The organism is Vibrio sp. 10N.286.48.C11, assembly GCF_041469805.1.
GTDB classification, from domain to species: Bacteria; Pseudomonadota; Gammaproteobacteria; order Enterobacterales; family Vibrionaceae; genus Vibrio; species Vibrio crassostreae_C.
Genome location: NZ_JBFRLK010000099.1, coordinates 1 through 16,059 on the forward strand (window position 1 = coordinate 1; position 16,059 = coordinate 16,059).

A 16,059-nucleotide genomic window follows, 5' to 3' on the forward strand; every position below is an offset into this window, starting at 1 on the left:
TCGAAACACACAATGGGGCAAAACCTTGTTAGGTGATCCGGTAACCGTTAACTCAACTCACTTCCGGGCAAAGCGTCGTCCACAGCCCTACTTCCCCCACACTTAGATTAATTTAAGCACCCCATTCACATAACCTCGCTGGTAAACCTCTATGCCATTTTCATCTTTAACTTGCCCCGTCGGCATCACAACCCATCTTTTTTCATCCATAAACTCGTCAGAAATGGCAAACCGCAGAGCCTCCACTTCTATTGGTGTCAGCTGATTTGAAGTAGCCGCCACCTGAGGCTGAGATTTAGTAGTCCGGTCTATGACAATATCGGCATTCGCTTTTAATACGTTAAGCTGGTCTCTGTATTTGTTCCTCTCCGCAATTAACGAACCGACAACCGCTCGAATGACTGGATCATCGATAGACTCCAGTATGCGTTGGTCATTATTGTTGAGAAGCTGCTTTTGACGCACCGAGAGTGGCTTCTTACGAGTCGTTCCCGAATAGGCTGCCCACGCATCAATCAATTGCTGAAAATGCTTTCCTGTTCGATTACGAATGGTTTGTGTCGAAGGTCCACCTTGTTCTTGAGATAACTTTCCAATCGTGACAATAGAGAAGTCCAATGACTTCATCTGGCTTTGTTGTTCTAGAATTTGGTGCAATGTTCTTAGCGCTGTCGTTGTGCGGGCTGTTGCTCTTGAGCAAAGCTCTTCTAATACGATATGTGGATCAACGGGGCTAGCCATTTTTAGTCACTCCAACTTTGTTTTTCGATAAATCGGCAAGACGTAAAATATTAATTCCGGTTTGAGATTCAATAGCTTTAACCCCAATCTCCAACAAACCCGCGTCTTGTAAATACGTTTCCGTATCAAGATACGATGCGATGAGACCCATCGCTTTGGTTTTATCAAGTTCTCCTGTCGCTTTGAGCATGGCATTAATCATTGCATTGCCCGCTAACAGTTGCGTTTCATCATCAAGTTGCATCAAAAATGGCATGTAACCCGATTGCATTAGCATTGAATTCAACTTGTTTGAACGATGAGTGATCGCGGGTGTTTTTCTTAAATCATCCCGCAGATCGGCGTAAACTTCTGCGTCATCACACAGTTGTATCAATTGCCTAAATTCAGAGTCTGTATCTAGAAAGCTAAAGAAGGGAGAGATCTCGGCATGTGAGCCCATTGCGACGACTTTATCCGCTGTATCTTCTGGCAGGCGCTGCTCTTCGATATTAATGAGCTTACGAATGATCTGAAAACACGCGACTAAGTCTTTACAGTATTCATCCGCACCAATTTTTTGCTTTTCAATGCGTCGATCTATTTGATGCAAATACTCGTATTTTTTGAAAGGCTCATTATTCACCTCACAAAAGTACTCTTCATCCAACAACTCAGCTTGCTCAGCTTCTAATTCTGCTGCGATTTTGGCTGATTCAGAGGCGTGATAGCTAAGGTTGTTAAAGTGAGCGGTTAATGAATGGATGTATTTGATGTCGGTGATAAACCAGCGACAACGGACGCAATTTTCAATTCCATGAGGAACAGGGCCATACAAGTCCGCTTGATTACGATTCGCTTTTTTTAGTTTTTCACCACCATTCCAGCAACCTGCAATTGAAGTGTTTTCCACAAGGGGCGTGGTATTCCCTCCTGCTAAACAAATACCTATCGCTTTTTCCTGCCATCCTGCGGGGTTCCTCACCCTTAGTACCGTGCGCAGCGACTCAATATCTGTATAAGCGGATTTTAAGCCGATCTGCTCTATCGATTTATTGACCAAAAATGAATGCAAGCTTGCGTCGTTTTGTTCTTCAATTTTGCTTTCTGCCACCTGCATTTTTTTCGCCATCATCACAGGCGAGATCTTAGTGTAATGCATCGTCATGATGAGCCTACTGTGACCCACCAGTAATTTGGATAATACCGGCGCGGGGATTTCCCCTTCGATGGTGTAGCAAGTGATAAGCGAGACACGTAATGAATGCAGTGGGAAAAACGTCTTACGATGATTGGTAGGGTCAATAAAATTAACTTTACTACCGTCCGTTAATTTATGGTCATCTTCATGAACATCCTGTTCGAGTTGCGCCATTAAATTAACCCAAAGTGTATTCAAATACCCTTGGGTTATCGGCAATTTCTTTTCACTATTTATGGTGGCGGCGGCATTGCGGAACAAAAAACAAATGTTGCCAATTTCATTGCGCTGAATATCAGTTTTTGTGCTTCCAAAATGTTTGTAATCAAGCTGATGAATAGAGGTTGCTTCCGTAATAGGGTTGTATTTCTGTTGCCAGTTGCGCAGTTTTTCTAGCCAATATAAGACCTCTTCATGCTGCCAAGGGATCACATAGCCTCGCGTGATTTCATCCTTATTCTTATCAGCGGTCTTATTAGTATTAATGTAAAGACCTGTCATCACATCGCCAATGTCTGGTGTGATGATTCGGTGAAATACACCTTTTTGCCAAGGGTGCTTTTCACTGCCTTCAACAAAATCATTCATTTCGTTAGCAACCCAACTTCCACTTTCGTAGCGCCACGTATCGGCTTCACCAGAATCAAGCATACGAACCTGAAAAGTACGTAATGGAAGTTGCAATTTTAGGTACAGTGCCATTGCGCGAACGGGGGACCAAATCACATAAAAATGCTCACCTTTCTTAAACGGTTTTAGCACTCCATCAATTCTAATACTGCGAGGCTTATCTACTTTGATTTTCCGCCATACAAAATCAGGGTCATCTTTATCAATGACAGAGCCGTCAACAATAAACCAGTCTCTTTGATGCCGGCCATTCAATATAAATGCGTCACTTTGCTCAATCGCCCATTTCCAGTCTGAAAAGTTTCCCCTTTCAATCGGACAAAGAGTTTTTCGCAACCGTTTAATGTAGGTATAAGGTAAAGCGTTGTAGACCGTTTCTTGATTTTTAACTGGATTAGACCCCTTTTGAAAAGGGTTTTTGAACATAGCAACCAACTCACCGTCATCATCCGGTTGCGAGTAATATGTGGTTATCACCCAATCGATAAACGAGCACACCTCATTGTTTTGTCGAACCCTGTAGCCTTCCGACAATTCGAATTGACCGAGAAACTGATCATAATCTTGCGGACCCATTTCGAAAAACTCGACGGGATCAATAATAAATTTCGGAACTAAGTATTCATCCAAAAACCGGTCCAATGCATTCTTCTTATGATCAATGCCATACTTCTTTTGATGCAACCACGTCGCCGCAACCTCTCGCCACGTATCCCAACCCGAACCATTCTTTTCGGTGAACCAATTAAATTCATAGTCTATTGATTTCATTTAGTTCGTTTCCCAAATTTTGGCGCTTTACCTGAAAACAAACCGTCGGGATCAATATCTTCGAACCCAGATTCCATAATGGTTTCCCAACTCAGTTCAACATCTTGCTTGAAGTTCGCATACTGCTGACCATCAAGCTTCTGCGTGGCACGCTCGCAAGCAAGTGTGACATCACGGACGCCTGGTTGGGTGTAGATCGACTGAGATAATAGAGAAGAGTGATGCAGTGCTTTCTTAATGAATCGCACATCTACCCCTGCATTAGACATGCGTCTTCCATAGGCATGGCGATGTCCATGAGGTGAACGACCTTCTGGCTTCGATGCAAGTTGACCTATTCTGCCCATACCCGCCGCATAGCTTTGATTGAAAGCATTTAGCGTTAATGCGTTACCTAGTTGCCGTCTAGAAAAAGAAACAAAAGCGTAAGGGTGATTGCGCTGAATAGGGAGCAAAGCAAATAAATATTGCTGCCATAAATAAGCAAACACTTCCCCGTAATAAGAGGGAAACCAATGAAGTTGAATATAGTTATCATCGTGGTCGACCACTTTGGTTTTCCAACCAACTCTGGCGGTACCCGTGAGTTTATTGCGTGGTGTTAGGTGATACTTTTCAGCAAGGTAAGCCGAACGCGTACTTTGTCGTTTTCTACCGACCCAATGATTCGGTGCCTTGCCATCTTCAGGATGATATAAACGAACGGTAACACTATCAGAGTTCATTGGATCAAGAAACACATCATCAACCCACAAATGCAGAGCATCACTCTCTCTAACCCCAGCCCCGTGCATCAACAGCAAAATCAGCTGATCGCGAATGGCAATTCTGGAGTCTCTCGCACTGCCGACACCGTCGATAAAAAAAGATTTAAATAGCTGTTCTGGAAATGAAATCGCGTCTCCGTCCACTTTAATTACGTCTTTCTTCCCACGAACTTTCCTGACCTTTTTCAATAATTCGGGAAGTGCATTTTTTTTTATATGGCCAAGAAAATTGTACTGATTTCTCTTGTGCCACGCGGCGTAATTGAGTCGCTCTTGGTGGGTGGTTGCTTCTTCAAAGTCGTTAAGACTGCTTGTATTTTTATGGATAGAGAGCCAATCCGTTAATCCATTCAATGCAGATAAAAGCTGATTAACGTTGGAGACGGATCGAGGTAACCAAAACAAACCTGATGAATCAAACCCTACTTTGTCGATGGTCCCCGATGATAGCCGTTGTACAAAAGATTGAAATAGAAGGTTCGGTTCTGAGAATAACCCACGATTGACCTCCATGTATTCCAGTAATAACTGGCATGCAAACACAACTCGGTTCATCCAAGGAAGGCTTTTTATATGAGATTGGCTAATAACGTAATCAAGCAAAGGTTCAAATACGCCCTGTTCAGTAATAAGAACAGGAATATTGAGCATTAACCCTGAGTGATCAATCTTGATTTGAGCTTGAACTTTAACGATCGCAGTCATTCAACACCATATCAAACTAAGTTGGTATTAGTAGGTATAGTATATTTTTTGCTATTGATCTAACGACAAAAGCCAGAGTTAGGAATTTCCTAGCTCTGGCTTTTAAAGGCGGAATACTGCAATTAGTACATATATCAATGCTATAGATATAAGTTAGTTTGCAAACATCATAAGGGGTGGGAACCCAGCCACATCCCGGCACACAAGTCACTCGCTGCGGCTGCTCCCTTCCAGGCCTGACCGAGTTCACGAGCTATTGTTGCGGGAGGACCAGGCCCCCATAGATTCGTTTTCTAAGAGGCTTGCCTCAAAGAGTGATTGGATTATTAAGCATCACAGCAACCATTGCAAGCCCTTCCACCCTATTTTTGAACAATTGCGGTCTAAGTGCTTATCCTTTATTCAAACCACTAGAAAATCGCAGGTAAATTCACCATTTACCTGCATTTGGAAGGTTTGGATTGCTGGAGTACTAGATATCGATATCTTCGTTATCTTCTGTGCGAATGATGTAGTCTGTCATCCACGCGGTGCCTAATAGACACAACCATACTACAAAAACTGGACTAGGTACTTCGATACTTGGGGTAATCACCAAAGCCGCAAAACCAACCGTTGGCAGTGTCCAACATAATAGTTTATTCCAGCGGAAGGTTTTCAAGCGCGTCAGCGTTTCCATCGATGCCATGATGCCCGTTACACACAAGGCAACCAAAGCGGCATAAGGTAAATCGGCTATCCATAATGGAAGTATTAAGCCTAATGACCACCAGCTGTGTCGGCTAGCAGGCTTAAGATGATTTGCCGCCCACCAAATCACGATGATTGATAAGGTTTGAAGTGTGGTAACCCACGGGACGCCTTCAAGCTTGCCTGCTGATTGTGTCACCATGATCCCGACCTGCAAAGTAGTCACAATCAAGCCGGAAATAATCACGACCGACAAACTACTGCGTCTTGAAAAGACCACCATCAATAGCGGGAACAGTACCCACGCACTGACAGACAGCGTGATAGGCTGCAAAGGAAGGGTTAGACCATAAGTGGTCATGGCAGCAAGCAAAGCTAATCCTGCTATGCCTCCCTGCGGTAAAATCCATAAGGCAGGAATGACCATTGCAAGCACCGGGATATCTCCCTCACTTAAACTGATTGCTCTCGCGCAAACAACCGCTAATAATGTGGTGATCAAGAACTGAAACGTTGTAAATACCATAGCCCTCTCCTTCTACCGATCCGTGGTACCATACCAATCGTAGTAATTAACTGGTCACCCTAGCTTGTTAAAAAACTCGATAACCTCGTTAGATTTTTTGATTGGAGAATAACTACTTATCAAAACTTCTTATCAAAAAGAGCGGCCTTGCTCTCGAGCTTTTTCCCTGCGCTATTTTTGAACACTTACTTACTGTGATTGGTATTTATGAACTAGGAACATTTAGTATGGACCAATTTTTGAGCCAAATCTTTGCTGTGATTCACCAAATTCCATATGGAAAAGTAACAACTTATGGAGACATAGCACGTTTTTCAGGATTTCCGGGCTATGCGCGCCATGTTGGTAAAGCGCTGGGTAACCTGCCAGAAGGTAGCAAACTGCCTTGGTATCGAGTGATAAACAGCAAGGGTGAAATCTCTTTAAAGGGTGATTCGTTCGACCGACAAAAGCAGCATTTGGTTAAAGAAGGGATTGAGGTGAGTGATGCAGGAAAGATCAAACTCAGAATATACAAATGGCAGCCCTAGAGCTGCCACTAATCGCTGATTCAACTGGCTAAGTTAAGCCAATCAAGATGCCTTAACAGTGGCATCGACTTCTGATTAACGAACACCAACCAAACGTAGGTCTGCTTGCTGTGTATTTTCTACATCAGTAATTACTGACTTAATCGTGTCAGTAGTGAAACGCAGTTTGCCGTCAACATGAATCGATGCGCGCATGTTGTAACGGTGGTTAGCTTTAATTTTGTCGTTGTCGTAGCTCAGCTCGAATGCGAACGGTACTTGCTTACCGTCTGTGGTGAACTCTTGAGTTGCGATAACCGTCGATGGTGCATCAGCCAGTGAGATATCTTCTAGCGTAACGGTAACCACTGCATTCTCTGGCAATGCAATTCTTTCACGGTAGCTTACTGTTCCTGAAATCACTTGAGTGTTCTCTGCAACCACTTCTTGAGAAGCGCTCGTTTCTGATGTTGCTTGGCAACCAACAAGTAGGCCAAACGATACTAAAGACGTAATAAGAATTAGAGCCTTTTTCATATTCAATTTCTCTCAACATGTTTGCCGGACTCGGCAAATCTACTCACCAATTATAAGAGAGCTTTCATATTCTGTCTTGAAACCCTATGATTTATTGACAGATATCTGACTAAGCTAAATGATTAACACCATAATCTGACACCCATTTTACGAAGAGGAATGCTGGCGATGAGTCAACCTTTACAAGAATTACTAAGTTTACTTCAGCTAGAAAAACTGGAAGAAGGTTTATTCCGTGGGCAAAGTGAGAACCTAGGCCTACCACAGGTATACGGCGGTCAGGTATTGGGACAAGCGCTTTCTGCTGCTCGTTATACCGTTCAAGACGACCGTAGTGTTCACTCGTTCCACAGTTATTTTCTGTTTCCCGGCGATCCTGAAAAGCCAATCATTTACGATGTTGAGAACCTACGAGATGGACGCAGCTTTAGCACACGCCGTGTAAAAGCGATTCAAAATGGCCGCCCTATTTTCTATCTCACTGCTTCTTATCATGGCGATGCGCCAGGGTTTGAGCACCAGATTTCAATGCCTGATATTCCGGGACCAGAGAACTTTGCCTCAGAAACTGAATTAGCGAGCCACATTGCGGAATTCTTACCAGAGAAACTGCGCAAAACCTTCTGTGGCGAAAAGCCGATTGAGATGCGTCCGGTGACGGTGGTAAACCCACTGAAACCTAAGAAGACGGAAGCGAAACAATACCTTTGGGTAAGAGCGAATGGCGCGATGCCAGACAACCACTTGATCCACCAATACCTGCTTGCCTACGCATCGGATTGGGGATTCTTAGTGACGGCGCTTCACCCACATGAAGTCTCTATCATGACGCCAAATTTTCAAGTGGCGACGATTGACCACTCAATCTGGTTCCACCGCCCATTCAAAATGGACGAATGGCTGCTTTATGCGATTGAAAGCCCAACGGCAGCGAACACTCGCGGCCTAGTGCGCGGCGAGATCTTCAACCAGAAAGGTGAGCTGGTAGCGACAGCAGTACAAGAAGGTGTGATGCGTTTTACTAAATAGCACTCAAATAAATAGCGGATAAACGCTTCTTACAAGCCCCAAATACGCACAAACAAAAAGAGGCTAGGTTTAATACCTAGCCTCTTTCTTTAATGACGCTTAAGAAAACTCGTCACGCAAAAATCAATAAAACCTACTCAACTTCTAACGTTGGCTCAAACTCGCCTTGAACTCGCGTTTTAATGCCATCACCTGCGTCTCGTAGAAGGTTAAATGGCGATAACACTACGCCTTTCACCGCGCCCTCAGCGGCTCCCTGAGCTAGTTCCTTACTCTTATCAGCTAACAAATTAGCTTGTGCCAAAATACCTGGGACTTCCGCTCGTAGCATTTCAGATTCCGTGACGATGACAGGAATAGTCTGTTCGCGGTAAGACTTACTTTCAGCGAGCATTGGTGGCATTACGTCTACGCGGTATCTCTTTAATTCAGTTAATGTTGGTGGAATAACATCGGTTCTTACCTGCTCGACTTCCGTTCGAACATTTTTCACTTCATCTAATATCGCAGGGATTTTGTTGTCGACCGAGGCTACGGTTTGATTCACATCATCGATCGTCTTTCTAACTTCTTCGACAGTGTTTAACACCTGAGGAGCAAGATCGCTGACATGTTCTGCAAGCGCTAATAGCTCTTCTACTTTGAGCCCTTTGGTGAGGCCCGATATGTCTTCGATAACTTGCGGGTAAGTATCAACGATTTCACCGACTTTATTAGTCAATGAGTAGATGGTGTAACCCAAGTAAAAAATGGCGACCGCCAGTACCAGCTGGATAGCGGTAGATACTTTTGCAAACATGAATAATCCTTTTCTTTATCGCAGAGACGAGATCTAAACTGAGAAGATAGTTAAACTAAAGCGATAGTTAATCTATTACTAGGCGCAGCTTAAAGCGGCAATGCTGTCGTGTACTTCAATGGTTCCATCGCAAACGTCGAGGTCACATTAGAGATACCATCAATGCTATTCACCAAGCGCTTATAGAAATCATCAAAGCACTTCATGTCTTTAACCTGAACCTTCATCATATAATCATATTCGCCAGCCATGCGATAGAACTCCATCACTTCTGGAAATTCCGACACAGTATTCACAAAACGACCATACCACTCATGAGAATGATCACTGGTTTTCACCAATACAAACGCAGTAAAGGAAAGATCCAGTTTTTCCGGGTTCAGCAGTGCAACTCTTTTCTCAATAATGCCGTTCTCTTCGAGGCGCTTAAGCCTTTTCCAACAAGGCGTTGTAGTGAGATTGACCGCTTCAGAAATATCGTTCAATGACAGGGTGCTGTCTTCTTGCAGTAACCCTAATATTTTTTTATCTACGGCATCTATCACACTTTCACCAAATCGCATTTAAAGAGAATAATTTTCTACAATTTAAGCAAAACAAAGCAAATATGGCAAAGTTTTTCTCTCCGATTATAGATAAATTAGAACCATACCAATTGCAAAGAATTCCTACACTCGATCAGGAGAACGTTTATGTGCACTGACCATCAATGGATTAACAACGCGATTCGTAAAATTGAAGCGGACTACCAACGCTCAGCGGATACGCACCTTATCAAGCTCGATCTACCAAGTATCGAAGGCATTGATGTTTACCTTAAAGATGAAAGCACACACCCTACAGGCTCTTTAAAGCACCGTTTAGCGCGTTCTCTCTTCTTATACGCTATCTGTAACGGTTGGGTTGGCCCAGAAACCACGATCATTGAATCTTCATCGGGCAGTACTGCGGTGTCTGAAGCTTACTTCGCTCGCCTACTTGGCCTTCCATTTATCGCGGTAATGCCAAAATGCACAGCGAAGAAAAAGATCGAGCAAATTGAATTCTACGGCGGCCAAGCGCATCTTGTGGACCGCTCAGATGAAATTTACGATGAGTCTCGCCGTTTAGCAGAAGAATTGAATGGTCACTACATGGATCAATTTACTTACGCTGAGCGCGCAACCGACTGGCGTGGTAACAACAACATCGCGAACTCGATTTTCAATCAAATGCAGATGGAAGATCACCCAGTTCCGGCTTGGGTAGTAATGAGCCCAGGTACTGGCGGTACTTCAGCGACGATTGGCCGTTTCATTCGCTACCAACAACATGAAACTAAGCTTTGTGTTGTGGACCCTGAGAACTCTGTATTCCACGAATACTTCCAAACAGGCAATGCGAACGTGAAATGTAGTACATTCAGCAAGATTGAAGGCATTGGTCGCCCACGAGCAGAACCAAGCTTCATTCCTGGTGTGGTTGACGAAATGCGTAAAATCCCAGACGCAGCAAGTATCGCAACGACACATTGGTTATCTGACATTCTTGGTCGCAAGGTTGGCGCATCAACCGGTACTAACATGTACGGTGTGCTTCAGTTAGCCAGTGAAATGAAAGCTCGTGGAGAAAAAGGTTCTATCGTGACTTTGCTATGTGATAGCGGTGAACGTTACCTAGACACTTACTTCAATGACGAGTGGGTAAATCTGAATATCGGTGACCTACAACCTTATGCAACGAAGCTAGAAGCTTTCTCGCAAACGGGTGAACTGGCTTAAGTTCATATAAACCGATAGTTCGAAATAGAAAAGAGCCCTTGATGGGCTCTTTTTTGGTTTGTTCTATTCATCAATTTCTAGCGAGAACAAATTATTCTGGCTTCTGCTTCGCTTCAAATGCCGCTAGTTGTTCAGGCGTCGCTTTTGGCTGATGGTTTTGTTTCCACTCATCGTAAGTCATGCCATATACGCGCTCACGAGCGTCATCGATATCCAAGTCTAAGCCTTGTTGCTCTGCTTCCGCTTTGTACCATTTACTGAAACAGTTTCGGCAGAAGCCAGCCAAGATCATCAGATCGATGTTCTGCACATCTTTATTGTTATCTAGGTGTGCTAGCAGGCGACGAAAGGTTGCTGCATCCAGCTTATCTTGTTCTTCTTGAGAAAGATCTTTGTATTTAAATTCAGCCACTTTACTTTCCTTTATTCGATTTATTGTATTAATTCGTTGAGCTCTGTTTGTTATACAAAAAAAGCCTGCAATTCGCTAGGAGCAAACGCAGGCTTTTCAATATTGTTACACTATTCCGTGTTCATTAATCGTGCGTGTTCATTAACCGTGAGAGGTTCTTCCCACGTTGTCATGGCTAAGCTCTTTATTAAGTTCCGCTTCCACGTGACCCGGAGAGCGTGTTGATCCTGAAATCAGTCGGTACATCGCAGGGATAACGAACAGAGTTACCAATGTCGCGAAGCCCATACCGAAGAAGATAACCGTACCCACAGCCACTCGGCTTTCATAGCCTGCGCCCGTTGAAGTAATCAATGGGATTGCACCGGCTAGTGTGGTGAACGCCGTCATCAAGATTGGACGTAAACGTCGAGCCGAAGCATCAATGATCGCCTTTTCAAACTCAATGCCACGGTCACGAAGTTGGTTAGCAAACTCTACGATCAAGATACCGTTTTTGGTTACCATACCGATCAACATGATCATACCAATCTGGCTGTAGACGTTGAGCCCTTGACTCATCAGCACCAAGCCTAAGAAGCCACCGAAGATACCCATAGGTACGGTGAACATCACCACCAGCGGGTTAATGAAGCTTTCAAACTGCGCGGCCAGTACCAAGTATGCGACCAGCATCGCTAGCGCAAACACCACTAGGATACTTGATTGGTTCTCTTTAAAGTCTTTTGACTCGCCAGAGTAGCTCACTGAAATATCACCCGGTAGCTGTTCAATCGCTTGTTCATCAAGGAAATCGAGCGCGTCACCCAGCGTGTAACCTTCCATTAGGTTCGCTTTAATGGTCACCGATTTCTGCTTGTTGTAGTGCGACAAACGAATCGATGAAGCCACTTCTTCAATGTGCGTCAGCGTATCAAGTGTAACCAACTCACCAGACTGAGTTCGCATGTAGATTTGGCTTAGATCGTTCGCGTTGTTGAAGCTGTTTTCATCACCACGCAGATACACGTCGTACTCTTCACCACGGTCAACGAAGGTCGTTTCACTGCGGCCGCCAAGCATGATTTCTAACGTATCTGAAATGTCTGAAACGCTAACACCTAGCTCTGCTGCACGCTGCTTATCTACGGTTACCAATAGCTCTGGTGTTTTCTCAGAGTAATCGATGTCCGCGCCTTCCATCATTGGAGAATCTTCAGCCGCTTGCTTTAAGAGCTCTGCCCACTTCTGAAGTTCAGAGTAATCAGAACCGCCAAGTACGAATTGAACAGGCTCACTTGAACCACCTTTGAAGCCCGGCATGAACGGGAATACACGTACATCAGGAATACCATTTAAAGATTTACGTACTTCGTTCAGCGCTTCCTGAGCGGTTTCATCACGTTCATCCCAATCTTCCAGGATCATGATAACGAAGCCCGTTTGGTCGCCCGCATTGCCACCAAACGCTGGTGATTGAATACTGAATGACTTCAAGAAACCTTGACCAAGCAGCGGCATTAGGCGCTCTTCAACGATGTCCATATTGGCAGACATACGGTTGTAACTGGTTGCATCGGCACCACGAACAAACGCAAATATAACACCACGGTCTTCTTGTGGCGTCAGTTGCGACGGCACTTGTTGCATCAAGCCATAACTACCGCCCATACACGCGATAATGATGATTGGAGCGGCCCAACGCCAGTTAAGAGCACGGCGCAATACCGCGCGGTATCCAGACTCAAGCTTGCCAAATACGCGCTCGACAAACAAATTGAAACGGTTTGGTTTAACGTTCGCTTTAAGGATCTTACTGCCTAGCACTGGCGTTAGCGTTAATGCGACTAGCGACGAGAAGATCACCGACATCGCAAGCAATACAGAAAACTCGGTAAACAATAGGCCAACCATGCCGTCCATGAACGAGATTGGTAGGAATACCATTACCAATACAAGCGTTGTTGCGATTACCGCGAAGCCTACTTCACGAGTACCTTTATAGGCCGCAAGCAGCGGTGACTCACCACGTTCAATATGGTGGAAAATGTTCTCAACCACCACGATCGCATCATCTACCACCAAACCAATCGACAGAATCAGTGCCATCAAGGTAATCAGGTTGATAGAGAAACCGAAGTAGTACGCGGCAATAAACGACGAGATCAGAGATACAGGTACGGTTACCGCTGGAATAAGTGTTGCACGTGCTTGACCAATAAAGATATAAAGCACAAGGATAACCAAGCCGCCCGTGATAAAGAGCGTGCTGTAAACCTCAGAGATTGAGCGGTCGATAAAGACAGTTGAGTCATAGTCGACAGCTAAACGAGTACCGTCTGGCAAGAACTTTTGAATTGCTTCGACTTCTTTATGGACTAAGTCAGCCACCTCAAGTGGGTTCGCATCTGACTGAGGCACGATACCCATACTTACGTTAACAACGCCGTCACTCTTAAAGGTCGAGTTCTCGTTTTCTGCGCCAATGTAAACATCCGCTACGTCTTTCAAGTAGATAGGTGTGTTATCAGAGGCACGTTTAACGACTAGATATTCGAAATCTTCCGCTTCAGTGTAAGAACGAGCAGTACGAACCGACATCACAATCGCATCGTTACGTACTTCACCACCTGGGCTTTCAATGTTCTCACTGTTCAGAGCAGAAGTGATGTCCGAGGTAGTAACGCCACGACCCGCCATCTGCGCAGGTTTCAGCTTCACGTACATTACTTTGTACAAGCCACCTGAGATATCCACCGAGCTCACGCCAGAAATCAAACTAAAGCGGTCAATCAACACACGTTCGGTGTAGTCGGTTAACTGCGTTCGGTCCATCTCCGTCGAACTTAAGTTGATGTAGACCGAAGCTTCACCACTACCATTGTTCTTATAAACAATTGGGTCGTCGGCTTCATCTGGCAATGAACGCTGCGCACGAGCTACAGCATCACGAACATCACTCACACCGGTATTGAGGTCGTAACCAAGCTCAAAAGTAATCGTGATACGCGACATACCGTTACGCGTTGTGGATTCGATCTCATCGATACCACTGATGCCGGATAACTGGTCTTCAAGGTTGGAGGTTATTTGGCTTTCAATGATGGTGGCAGACGCACCCTCATAACGAGTACTGATCGATACTACCGGGCTTTCAATATCTGGCATCTCACGAACCGCGAGCTTATTGAAAGAGACAATACCAAACACAACCAATAGTAGGCTCAATACGACGGCCGCTACTGGTCTCTTTACAGAAACATCAGATAACAACATTAGTTAGCGCCTTCTTGTGCTTTTTTATCACTTGCTGCATCAGCTGGGCGATTAACGGCAAGCTCTTGAACCAAGACGCCGTCACGCATGTTCACGATACCTTGCACCACGATCTTCTGGCCAATTTCGATGCCTTTGTCGATCACGACTTCGTTATCGATACGTGCCCCAAGGAAAACTTCGGTACGAGTTGCTTTATTATCTTCGTCGATAACATAAACGAAACGCTTCGTACCTGAATACTCAAGCGCTTGAACTGGAATGATTGGCGCTTCCACTGGTGGGAAGTCCATATCCGCCGCCACTAACATACCTGGCTTTAGATAATCATTATTGTTGTCGAAGTGGATTCGAACTCGAAGGTTCAAGGTTTCAGCGTTAATACGAGAATCAATGCCTACTACAGTACCAGTGAACTGAGTGTCGCCCCATGCGCTAGTGCGAGCCGTTACTTTCATACCTTTAGACAGTTTAGAAAGGTAGCGCTCCGGGATCTGCAGATCTAATTGCATTACCGATAGGTCATCTAAGGTCACGAGTTCAGTACCTGCTGTCACCATTTTACCGCGGCTAAAGTCGATAAAACCAACAGTGCCCGAGAATGGCGCGCTGATGTGTAAGTCTTTAAGATTGGCATTTGCAGCAGCTAAACGAGCGTTGGCAATCTCTACGTTCGTTTTCTGAGCGTCAATTTCAGTTTGCGTGATCGCGTTACGTTTCACTAGGCGTTGAAATTCCGCTAGCTTACGTTGCTCGTCTTTTAGATAAGCTTGCGCTTCTGCAACTGCCGCTTTTGCTTTGTCATCGTCGAGTTGAACCAACATCTGCCCTTTAGTGACATCTTGATTGGCTTTAATGTTGATAGAGTCCACTCTGCCAGCCACTTCAGAAGTGATCATTACCGATTGCTCGGCTTCTAGCTTACCGACCAACGAAAGAGATTGGCTAACTTGGTGAATATCAACCTGCTCAGTAACAACAGTGACAGTGCTAGGGCCCATGCGTTTAGCTAGTGCGGCTGGAGACGCCATAAGAATAGACAAGCTAAGCAGGGTTAAAACAGATTTATGCTTCATAATAATGGTCTGCAAGTAAGGTTTATACCAATCACAGTGAGTAAGTGGTCAGAAATAGCGTAGGGAAAAGGCTTGAGAACAAGGTAGCTCTTTTCAACAGATAGTTTCGATAAGTAGTTATTCTACAATCAAAATTTCTGACGCTGTTCTCGAGCATTTTAACAGGCTAGGATGACATGTTATTTACTACGATTGGTATTAATATCTATAAATGAAATTAACCGTATTCTATCAACTGATGAATGCTGTAACGTCAAGAAGTGTAAATCTAGATTAAATTCCATTTACGTTTCTTGGCGAATTGCACAAACCAAACACAATGTAGAAAGCGAGTTACCTCAAGGTGTTACCTATCACTACGTAAACCTTAGTATAGATGTTCACTTCCCGAGCAATATGCGTACTTTTCGCCATCTTTGCCCAAAAAGGCAGCATTCAACACAAAACCATAAGAAAAACTCTTTACAGGTTTAACGTGTTTGCTATGATGCGCTCCGCACTTGAGAGATGCGTTGGGAAAAACATCTCTTTAGCCTATCCATTATGAGTTAGGAAAAAACACCCTGGAGGGGTTCCCGAGTGGCCAAAGGGAGCAGACTGTAAATCTGCCGGCACTGCCTTCGATGGTTCGAATCCGTCTCCCTCCACCATATTCTTCTTACCTCTTTTAAG

13 protein-coding genes, 1 tRNA gene and 1 other RNA gene are annotated in these 16,059 nt (G+C 44.5%); 4 read left to right on the top strand and 11 right to left on the bottom strand.

What is annotated here, in order from left to right; all coding sequences use genetic code 11:
* Nucleotides 1-102: 102 nt before the first annotated feature.
* From gmtX to AB4209_RS20260, 5 genes are all read right to left on the bottom strand, one after another.
* Nucleotides 103-741, bottom strand: a complete 639-nt coding sequence (gene gmtX / locus AB4209_RS20240) for a gamma-mobile-trio protein GmtX (RefSeq protein WP_102319972.1) — start codon at nucleotides 739-741, stop codon at nucleotides 103-105.
* Complete coding sequence (locus AB4209_RS20245) at nucleotides 734-3,322, bottom strand: integrase family protein (protein WP_102319973.1); 2,589 nt, start codon at nucleotides 3,320-3,322, stop codon at nucleotides 734-736. The genes gmtX and AB4209_RS20245 overlap by 8 nt, the downstream gene beginning before the upstream one ends.
* Nucleotides 3,319-4,794 (bottom strand): gamma-mobile-trio recombinase GmtY, encoded by a 1,476-nt coding sequence (gmtY, locus tag AB4209_RS20250; protein WP_102319974.1) that lies wholly within the window; start codon nucleotides 4,792-4,794, stop codon nucleotides 3,319-3,321. Before gmtY ends, AB4209_RS20245 begins: the two co-directional genes overlap by 4 nt.
* Nucleotides 4,795-4,973: 179 nt before the next feature.
* An RNA gene (gene ffs / locus AB4209_RS20255) (signal recognition particle sRNA small type) lies at nucleotides 4,974-5,070 on the bottom strand.
* Between the two features lie 196 nt (nucleotides 5,071-5,266).
* Complete coding sequence (locus AB4209_RS20260; RefSeq protein ID WP_017070265.1) at nucleotides 5,267-6,010, bottom strand: hypothetical protein; 744 nt, start codon at nucleotides 6,008-6,010, stop codon at nucleotides 5,267-5,269.
* A 227-nt stretch (nucleotides 6,011-6,237) separates the two neighbouring features.
* Here AB4209_RS20260 and AB4209_RS20265 point away from each other — a divergent pair, with 227 nt between their 5' ends.
* Nucleotides 6,238-6,540, top strand: a complete 303-nt coding sequence (locus AB4209_RS20265) for an MGMT family protein (protein WP_048609271.1) — start codon at nucleotides 6,238-6,240, stop codon at nucleotides 6,538-6,540.
* A 75-nt stretch (nucleotides 6,541-6,615) separates the two neighbouring features.
* On the opposite strand, the gene AB4209_RS20270 is transcribed toward AB4209_RS20265, so the two are convergent.
* Nucleotides 6,616-7,056 (bottom strand): YbaY family lipoprotein, encoded by a 441-nt coding sequence (locus AB4209_RS20270; RefSeq protein ID WP_102319976.1) that lies wholly within the window; start codon nucleotides 7,054-7,056, stop codon nucleotides 6,616-6,618.
* A gap of 168 nt (nucleotides 7,057-7,224) precedes the next feature.
* Here AB4209_RS20270 and tesB point away from each other — a divergent pair, with 168 nt between their 5' ends.
* Nucleotides 7,225-8,085: an acyl-CoA thioesterase II gene (gene tesB / locus AB4209_RS20275; RefSeq protein WP_029235187.1), complete on the top strand. Its 861-nt coding sequence runs from the start codon at nucleotides 7,225-7,227 to the stop codon at nucleotides 8,083-8,085.
* Nucleotides 8,086-8,218: 133 nt separating this feature from the next.
* Here tesB and AB4209_RS20280 read toward each other — a convergent pair whose 3' ends face one another.
* Complete coding sequence (locus AB4209_RS20280; protein WP_017070264.1) at nucleotides 8,219-8,884, bottom strand: hypothetical protein; 666 nt, start codon at nucleotides 8,882-8,884, stop codon at nucleotides 8,219-8,221.
* A gap of 89 nt (nucleotides 8,885-8,973) precedes the next feature.
* On the bottom strand, nucleotides 8,974-9,447 hold the full coding sequence (locus tag AB4209_RS20285; RefSeq protein ID WP_017062025.1) for an Lrp/AsnC family transcriptional regulator: 474 nt from the start codon (nucleotides 9,445-9,447) through the stop codon (nucleotides 8,974-8,976).
* 129 nt (nucleotides 9,448-9,576) lie between these two features.
* Here AB4209_RS20285 and AB4209_RS20290 point away from each other — a divergent pair, with 129 nt between their 5' ends.
* Complete coding sequence (locus AB4209_RS20290) at nucleotides 9,577-10,644, top strand: PLP-dependent cysteine synthase family protein (RefSeq protein ID WP_372057115.1); 1,068 nt, start codon at nucleotides 9,577-9,579, stop codon at nucleotides 10,642-10,644.
* A 91-nt stretch (nucleotides 10,645-10,735) separates the two neighbouring features.
* Here the strand turns inward: AB4209_RS20290 and AB4209_RS20295 are convergent, their stop codons facing one another.
* The 3 genes from AB4209_RS20295 to AB4209_RS20305 all read right to left on the bottom strand — a co-directional run bounded on the left by AB4209_RS20295 (nucleotide 10,736) and on the right by AB4209_RS20305 (nucleotide 15,387).
* Nucleotides 10,736-11,056: a DUF1244 domain-containing protein gene (locus AB4209_RS20295; protein WP_004736423.1), complete on the bottom strand. Its 321-nt coding sequence runs from the start codon at nucleotides 11,054-11,056 to the stop codon at nucleotides 10,736-10,738.
* Nucleotides 11,057-11,197: 141 nt separating this feature from the next.
* Nucleotides 11,198-14,311, bottom strand: a complete 3,114-nt coding sequence (gene vexH, locus AB4209_RS20300; RefSeq protein ID WP_372057117.1) for a vibriobactin export RND transporter permease subunit VexH — start codon at nucleotides 14,309-14,311, stop codon at nucleotides 11,198-11,200.
* Nucleotides 14,311-15,387 (bottom strand): efflux RND transporter periplasmic adaptor subunit, encoded by a 1,077-nt coding sequence (locus tag AB4209_RS20305; RefSeq protein ID WP_372057119.1) that lies wholly within the window; start codon nucleotides 15,385-15,387, stop codon nucleotides 14,311-14,313. The genes vexH and AB4209_RS20305 overlap by 1 nt, the downstream gene beginning before the upstream one ends.
* 565 nt (nucleotides 15,388-15,952) lie before the next feature.
* Here AB4209_RS20305 and AB4209_RS20310 point away from each other — a divergent pair.
* A tRNA-Tyr gene (locus AB4209_RS20310) sits at nucleotides 15,953-16,037 on the top strand.
* The last annotated feature ends 22 nt before the right edge of the window (nucleotides 16,038-16,059 follow it).

Excerpts from the sequence above, each read along its gene's own strand:
- gmtX (WP_102319972.1), bottom strand. The coding sequence starts at position 741 with ATGGCTAGCCCCGTTGATCCACATATCGTATTAGAAGAGCTTTGCTCA.
- AB4209_RS20245 (WP_102319973.1), bottom strand. The coding sequence starts at position 3,322 with ATGAAATCAATAGACTATGAATTTAATTGGTTCACCGAAAAGAATGGT.
- gmtY (WP_102319974.1), bottom strand. The coding sequence starts at position 4,794 with ATGACTGCGATCGTTAAAGTTCAAGCTCAAATCAAGATTGATCACTCA.
- AB4209_RS20260 (WP_017070265.1), bottom strand. The coding sequence starts at position 6,010 with ATGGTATTTACAACGTTTCAGTTCTTGATCACCACATTATTAGCGGTT.
- AB4209_RS20265 (WP_048609271.1), top strand. The coding sequence starts at position 6,238 with ATGGACCAATTTTTGAGCCAAATCTTTGCTGTGATTCACCAAATTCCA.
- AB4209_RS20270 (WP_102319976.1), bottom strand. The coding sequence starts at position 7,056 with ATGAAAAAGGCTCTAATTCTTATTACGTCTTTAGTATCGTTTGGCCTA.
- tesB (WP_029235187.1), top strand. The coding sequence starts at position 7,225 with ATGAGTCAACCTTTACAAGAATTACTAAGTTTACTTCAGCTAGAAAAA.
- AB4209_RS20280 (WP_017070264.1), bottom strand. The coding sequence starts at position 8,884 with ATGTTTGCAAAAGTATCTACCGCTATCCAGCTGGTACTGGCGGTCGCC.
- AB4209_RS20285 (WP_017062025.1), bottom strand. The coding sequence starts at position 9,447 with ATGCGATTTGGTGAAAGTGTGATAGATGCCGTAGATAAAAAAATATTA.
- AB4209_RS20290 (WP_372057115.1), top strand. The coding sequence starts at position 9,577 with ATGTGCACTGACCATCAATGGATTAACAACGCGATTCGTAAAATTGAA.
- vexH (WP_372057117.1), bottom strand. The coding sequence starts at position 14,311 with ATGTTGTTATCTGATGTTTCTGTAAAGAGACCAGTAGCGGCCGTCGTA.
- AB4209_RS20305 (WP_372057119.1), bottom strand. The coding sequence starts at position 15,387 with ATGAAGCATAAATCTGTTTTAACCCTGCTTAGCTTGTCTATTCTTATG.